This window comes from Cryptosporangium japonicum (assembly GCF_039524755.1).
GTDB lineage: Bacteria > Actinomycetota > Actinomycetes > Mycobacteriales > Cryptosporangiaceae > Cryptosporangium > Cryptosporangium japonicum.
Window position 1 is genome coordinate 53,932 of record NZ_BAAAGX010000046.1, and the last position, 2,543, is coordinate 56,474.

General features: G+C 71.3%; 4 protein-coding genes. All 4 read left to right on the forward strand.

From position 1 onward, the window contains the following. Window positions 1-104 precede the first annotated feature (104 nt). On the forward strand, window positions 105-980 hold the full coding sequence (locus ABD437_RS40755) for an SseB family protein (protein ID WP_344654349.1): 876 nt from the start codon (window positions 105-107) through the stop codon (window positions 978-980). 17 nt (window positions 981-997) lie between these two features. Beyond that, complete coding sequence (locus ABD437_RS40760) at window positions 998-1,567, forward strand: hypothetical protein (RefSeq protein ID WP_344654350.1); 570 nt, start codon at window positions 998-1,000, stop codon at window positions 1,565-1,567. Between the two features lie 125 nt (window positions 1,568-1,692). Beyond that, a complete protein-coding gene (locus ABD437_RS40765; protein ID WP_344654351.1) occupies window positions 1,693-2,124 on the forward strand; it encodes a YbaB/EbfC family nucleoid-associated protein in 432 nt (143 codons plus the stop codon). Next, complete coding sequence (locus ABD437_RS40770; protein WP_344654352.1) at window positions 2,111-2,464, forward strand: hypothetical protein; 354 nt, start codon at window positions 2,111-2,113, stop codon at window positions 2,462-2,464. The genes ABD437_RS40765 and ABD437_RS40770 overlap by 14 nt, the downstream gene beginning before the upstream one ends. Window positions 2,465-2,543 lie beyond the last annotated feature (79 nt).

The window sequence follows — 2,543 nt, forward strand, 5'->3', positions numbered from 1 at the left end:
GCTCCGTCTGATTCTCGGGTGTGGCCGGTGAGCACCGTATCCGATGATGTCGATGCTCTGGTTAGGCTTCCGCCCGGAACATCCGGCTGTCGAGAGGGCGCGCGGTGAGTGAATCGGCGAACGGCGCGAGCCCGTGGCAGCCGGCGAACGAGACCGAGCTGCTGATGCACCACGCGCTGCTGCGCCAGCACACCCAGCGGTACTTCCAGCTCGTCGCGGGCGCCACGCTCTACCTGCCGGCGACCACCGAACCCGACCGGCGGCTGCTCACCCGGGAGCGCGACGGGCGCACCCAGCTGCTCGCGTTCACGTCGGCCGAGGGCGTCGCGCGGGTGATCGGCCGGCAGGCCGACACCGTGCTGCGCGTCGACTACCCGCTGCTGGTCCGGGACTGGCCGGACGAGGCGTGGTGGCTGGCGCTCGACCCGGGCCTGCCGATCGAGGCGGTGCTGCCGGTGACCGCCGTCGCGTCGATCGCGGCCGGTGAACTCGACGTGGTCTCCCCCGCCCCGCCCGAGCTGCTCGTCCTGCCCGGCGGCGACCTGGACGACGCACCCGCCGGCGAGTGGGAGGAGCAGCTGGCCACGGCGATGGCCACCCGCAACAGCGCGCTCATCCTCGACCTGCTCGTCGTCGCCGACGTGCTGCTGCCGACGCTGCGCCCGGTCTCCGAGCCGGTGTTCGACGACCCGTACTTCCCGTGGGCCGCGATGCCGCTGGTGCCGGAACTGCCGGTCGACGGTCCCGCGATCGGCGTGTTCACCTCGGAACAACGGCTCGCCGACGCGACGCTCGGCGGATCGGTGCCGACCGCGCGCTCGTCGCTGCTCGAGCTGGCCGCGGCGTGGCCGGACGCGGAGTACACGATGCTGGTCAACCCGCACACGTCGCTCGAGGTGCAGGTGTCCGGGGAGCAGGTGGCCCGGCTCGCCGAGTGGGCGGAGATCTCCGCGCTCTACTACGAGCGCGTGCCGAGCTGACGGTTACAGTCGTTCCCGTGCCGACCGCGCATCCGCGGCCCCCGCTGGCCCGTACCAGCGACGAGGCCCACGTGTACCTGGACCTCCACCCCTGCGTGTGCGGCGAGCGCGAGTTCCCGCGCTCGCTCGCGATCGTCCAGCTCGACGACGGGGACACGCTGGGCAGCCGGTACGACGGCCGGTGCCCGGCCTGCGGCCGGTACCGCGAGTACGTGTTCCGCCTACCGCCCGACGTGCTGCTGCCGCCGCCCGGCGAGGTGCGCTACGGCGACGGGACACCATCCGAACTGCTCGATCCGGGCGAGTGGCTCTGGGTCGCCGACCGGTACGCCGGATCCGTGCCCGCCGACGCGTCCGGTCTGGACCCGGCCGCCCGGCGGCAGGTGCGGGCCACGATCTCGGCGGCGGCCGCCGCGATGGACGAGGTACTCGCGTTCCTCCCCGACGACGCGGACGCCGTGCCCGCCGAGGCGATGCGCACCGACCTGGGGCGACTGGTCTACGCGGACGAGCCGTACCGCTTCGACCGGGAGCGGCTCGAGGTGGTGCGGAACACCTACCGCGACCTGCTGGCCGCGGCGTCGTAGTCCACTGTGACGATTTGAGCCCCACGGTACGGTCGGGTTGTTTACCGTGACAACACGGTCATCATCGTTCCCAGCCGCAGCGCGGTGGCGGGGAAGGTAGTGAAACACGGGGAGAGTTGAGTTAGGTGGTAGAGATTCCGCGCGGCGACCAGACCGACTGGTCCGCGATCTCGTCGATGGCAAAGGACCTGCAGGCCGCGGTCCGCAACGCCGAGCGGACCCAACGCGAGGCGCTCGCGCTGACCGGCACGGCCTGGTCACCGGACGGCCTGATCAAGGCCGTGGTGGGCCCCCGCGGACACCTGCTCGAACTCGACGTCGATGCCCGGGTGTACCGCAACCCGAACTCCAAAGCGCTGTCGGCCGCGATCGTGGCCACGGTCCGCGCGGCCACGGACGACGTCATGTCCCAGAGCGCCGAGATCCTCGAGCGCACCTTGCCCGCGGACCTGCGTGAGCGGGCGCCAGGCAAGTGGAACGCCTGGAAGCTCGGCCGCATGCACGACGCGGACGTACGGGAAACGCTGAAACGGGAGGAAGCCGATGGGTTGGGTTGATGCCGGCGACACCGATGAACTGGCCCACAAGGGCGGCCGGCTCGACGGCGCGGTCGTCGACAACGGAGGGAAGGCGGCGGCCGCGGTGGCACGGCTGCGTGAGCTCGAGGCGCAGCGCCTGGCCGGTGGAGACGTGCTGGAAGCCCTGAACCTCAACTACTTCAAGCCGACCGAGATCGGCACGTCGTTCAACCAGGCGGTCAGCGACCAGATCGACGATCTGGTCAAGGACGCCGAGAACATGGGCACCAACGTCATCAGCGCGGCCGTCGACTACAAGCTGCAGGACACGAACGCCGCCGCGGACGTCCGCCAGGCCACCGCGAACATCCACACCTGACTGATCACCGACATCGGGCCGCCGCCACGCGGCGGCCCGACGTCGGTCCGCGCCACGATCGAACGGGGAGGGACACCCG

Bases quoted from the DNA above. Each gene is read 5' to 3' on its own strand.
- ABD437_RS40770 (WP_344654352.1), top strand. From the start codon at position 2,111: ATGGGTTGGGTTGATGCCGGCGACACCGATGAACTGGCCCACAAGGGC.